Annotated in this window: 2 protein-coding genes; one reads left to right on the plus strand and one right to left on the minus strand. The window is 58.5% G+C overall.

Features of this window, described 5'->3' with window-relative positions:
• Positions 1-48 precede the first annotated feature (48 nt).
• Positions 49-2,931, minus strand: coding sequence for a Tn3 family transposase (locus SPHINGO391_RS02310; protein ID WP_152007327.1), 2,883 nt, complete (start codon positions 2,929-2,931; stop codon positions 49-51).
• Between the two features lie 158 nt (positions 2,932-3,089).
• Here SPHINGO391_RS02310 and SPHINGO391_RS02315 point away from each other — a divergent pair, with 158 nt between their 5' ends.
• Entirely contained in the window at positions 3,090-3,677 is a 588-nt protein-coding gene (locus SPHINGO391_RS02315; protein ID WP_152007328.1) for a recombinase family protein, read from the plus strand.
• Positions 3,678-3,710: the final 33 nt, after the last annotated feature.

Raw genomic sequence — 3,710 nt, forward strand, 5'->3', positions numbered from 1 at the left:
AGGGGTCTGATGCCGGAGGGGGCAGGATCCTACGTTAAGACCGCCTGATCACGTTTTGGGCCACCTGTATTCGCCGGTCAGAAGTATGTGGGCCCATCCGAGTGGCGAGGTATGCGCTAGCAGGCTTGGAGAGCAGTCCAACCCTTCGCGGCGACGCTCGGCGACAGCGTTTCCAAGGTGCTTGGTATTCCAGTAGATGACGATTGCGGCGAGCAGGTTCAGGCCAGCCATGCGATAGTGCTGTCCTTCTGAAGTCCGGTCGCGGATTTCACCCTGCCGCCCGATGCGAAGTGCGTTCTTCAAGGCGTGGTGTGCCTCGCCTTTGTTAAGGCCGATCTGCGCCCGACGCTGCATGTCTGCGTCAAGCAACCAGTCGATGATAAAGAGCGTCCGTTCGACCCGTCCGATTTCTCGTAGCGCCACCGCGAGTTCGTGCTGGCGGGGATAGGCAGCAAACTTCCGCAACAAATGGCTTGGAGGCATGGTCCCTGCCACCATGGTGGCTGCGCTGCGCAAGATGTCCGGCCAGTTTATGGCGATGATCGGCTCTCTGATCTTGCCTCCAATCAAGCCTTTCAATTCCTTCGGGCAAGATGTGGGGTCGAAGAGATAAAGACGTTTGGACGGCAGGTCCCGGATGCGGGGAATGAACTGAAAGCCCAGCAGAGCGGTGACCGCAAAGACATGGTCCGTGAAGCCACCTGTATCAGCGTACTGTTCCCTGACATTTTGCCCGGCATCGGTCATCAGCAGACCATCCAGAATGTAGGGCGCTTCGTTCACGGTGGCCGGGATGGTCTGTGTGGCGAAGGGACCGAACTGATCGGAGACATGGGTATAAGCCTTCAGCCCAGGTTCATTGCCATACTTGGCATTAACGAGATTCATCGCCTCGCCTTGACGTGAGGTGGGGAAGAATTGACCGTCGCTCGATGCGGTCTGCCCGGCACCCCAAAACTGCGCCATTGGCAATGTAGATTGCCCCTCGATCACCATGGCCAGGGCGTGGGCCATCGCATCGCTTTCAATATGCCACCGCGACAGGCGCGAGAGCTGGAAGTAGTCATGGGTGTTCGTCGCACCCGCCATTTTGCTGAGGCCGAGGTTCAACCCTTCGGCAAGCAGCACATTCAACAGGCCGATCCTGTCTTTGCAGGGTACGCCAGTGCGTAGATGTGTGAATGCCTCGGTAAAGCCAACCTCGTCATCCACCTCGAGCAGAAGGTCGGTGATCCTGACTTCCGGCAGTCTTCGATAAAGGTCGAGTACCATGGCGTCGGCCTCTTCGGGGACGGCAGCGGTCAGTCGGTCGAGTTTGAGGATGCCGTTCTCGATGAGGCCTCCCGGAATCGCACCAGCTCTGGCGGCACGGGCAAGCCGCTGCAATCCGTTCGCCAAACGGGCCTTCCGGTCTGCCAACCAGGCTTCCGGTTCAAACGGCACGACCAGTCTCGGTGTGGCCCGAGCGACCTCGGCGGGAACAAGCGCTTCCTTGAGATCGCCATAACGTCGGGAATGGGCAAGCCAGACGTCGCCGGATCGAAAACCCTCGCGCAGGTGGCACATGACGGCCACCTCCCATAGCCGGTGCCCATCATCGTCCTTCAGGTGTCGATGCCATTTTGAGGTGCGGCGCAGAAAGGTACGTGGCCGGGTGGTGGTTGTATCGCCATCCGCGATGATTTCGGCAGCGGTCAGCAACGGTTCGGCAACCGGAGCCGCCTTGATTTCGAGCGCACGTAACATGCGTGGTCCATAGCGCCGGAAACGATGATAGCCCTGAACAACATGTGCCAGCGGATCGGCGGCCAGCGTGTCGGTGAGTTGCGCTGCGGTTGCAACAAGGTCCCTGAGCGCGGACCAACCACCAGAATTTTGAATGGCCTCCTCCAGGGGAGCCTGGTCTTCGTGCGCTTCGAGCAACGCCGATCCGAGGGTCGAGAAAGCTTTTAGGGTGTCCTTCAGAGTCGATTTGGCTTCAGCCACGCAAGCATCACTTCGTGATTTGGCCTCACGCCAGGTTTTACCTACGATCCGATCATGAGTCTCGACCACTGCGTCGGCAACCGCACTTCGCCATTCCAAAACACATACTGCGAGAATTGCGAGGCGCCGATCACCCGAGATATCCCTCATGTCCCCGGCAAAGTAGCGCTCGCCTTGACGTCGAAGGCCAGAAACGCGATGCGGCGGGATATCGGACAGCAGAGAATTGTCGAGTGCGATATCCTGCAGTGCTCCCAATCGGTCGAGCAGGCGGTTCATGTCGGCCGAGTTCCGCCCTACCTCAAACTGCCGCAACCACACAAAGCGCGTGACGCTGCCATCTGCACTCTCGGTCAACAAGGCATCAAGTCGATCGCGCATTCCATCGTCCAGTCGGTCCACAATCCGCGCATCAATCCGTCTTTCTGCGGCGACAAGGGCGTCTGCGCAAAGGCGCTCGATCACGGTAATCCCGGGCAAGATGGTTTGCGTCGAACGGCAGCGATCGACAAACCACCGCGCCAGGTCTTCGTTTGACCGCGCCGTCTCGGCTTTCTTCTCCAGCCAAACCTTCAAATCGCGCGATCCCCGCCCCGCGAACATCTTGTAACCATAAAGCTCGCGCAGGATTGCAAGGTGTTCATGCCGGGTTTCTTCGCGGCTCGCATATTCGGCCAGATCCTCAGGCCTCAGTCCAAGCTGGGCCGCCAAGAAGCGCGTGATTTCCAACGGAATGACTTCACCTGGCGCGAGCAACCGACCTGGATATCGTAGGGCGCAAAGCTGTAGTGCGAAGCCGAAACGATTGTGAGGGCGCCGGCGGGACCGAATGATCTCCAGATCGTCATCCGCTAGGGTGTAGTGATGCAACAATAGAGCTTCGTCGGTTGGCAGGTCAAAAAGGGCCGCGCGTTGGCGGCCAGTCAGGATTTTCCGACGGGGCATAATGTTACTTCCTTGGCAAGAGAGGTGTCCAAAAGGGGATCGATCAGCGGACGGTAATGAGCGAAATCACGCGGCCAACAATGTCTGCCGCAAGACTGTCTCATATAGCTAGTACGAATAGTTTTGCAAAAGAGGCCCCATATTCGTACACTCAGGCTATGACCGCGACCAAGATAGGCTACGCCCGCTGTTCCACCGATAAACAGGATCTGACGGCGCAGCGTCAGGCCTTGACTGATCTTGGGGTTTCCGAAGACCTTATCTACACCGACCACGGTTTGACCGGCGCGAACCGCGCCCGCCCGGGCCTGGACCAAGCACTCGCCGCCGTTCGCGATGGGGACACACTCGTTGTGTCCAAACTGGACCGGTTGGCCCGTTCCGTCCCCGACGCCCGAACCATCGCCGACCAGCTCGAAGCTAAGGGCGTGAAGCTCGCACTGGGTGGGTCGGTCTACGATCCCGCTGACCCCATGGGAAAGATGTTCTTCAACATCCTGGCGACCTTCGCCGAATTCGAGGCGGATCTAATCAGAATGCGGACACGAGAAGGGATGGCTATAGCCCGCGCCAAAGGAAAACTCCGCGGTAAACAGCCAAAACTATCTGATAAACAACAAAAAGAGCTCGCACGCATGCACGCGACAGGAGAATACTCCATCAGCGATCTTGCCGAACTCTTCTCAGTTTCGAGGCCAACTGTATACAGGACGTTGCAACGGACAGAACGCCAAATCAGCCCTTAACGTAGGATCCTGCCCCCTCCGGCATCAGACCCG

This window comes from Hoeflea sp. EC-HK425, from assembly GCF_902498795.1.
GTDB classification, from domain to species: domain Bacteria; phylum Pseudomonadota; class Alphaproteobacteria; order Rhizobiales; family Rhizobiaceae; genus Hoeflea; species Hoeflea alexandrii.

Bases quoted from the DNA above. Each gene is read 5' to 3' on its own strand.
- SPHINGO391_RS02310 (WP_152007327.1), bottom strand. From the start codon at position 2,931: ATGCCCCGTCGGAAAATCCTGACTGGCCGCCAACGCGCGGCCCTTTTT.
- SPHINGO391_RS02315 (WP_152007328.1), top strand. From the start codon at position 3,090: ATGACCGCGACCAAGATAGGCTACGCCCGCTGTTCCACCGATAAACAG.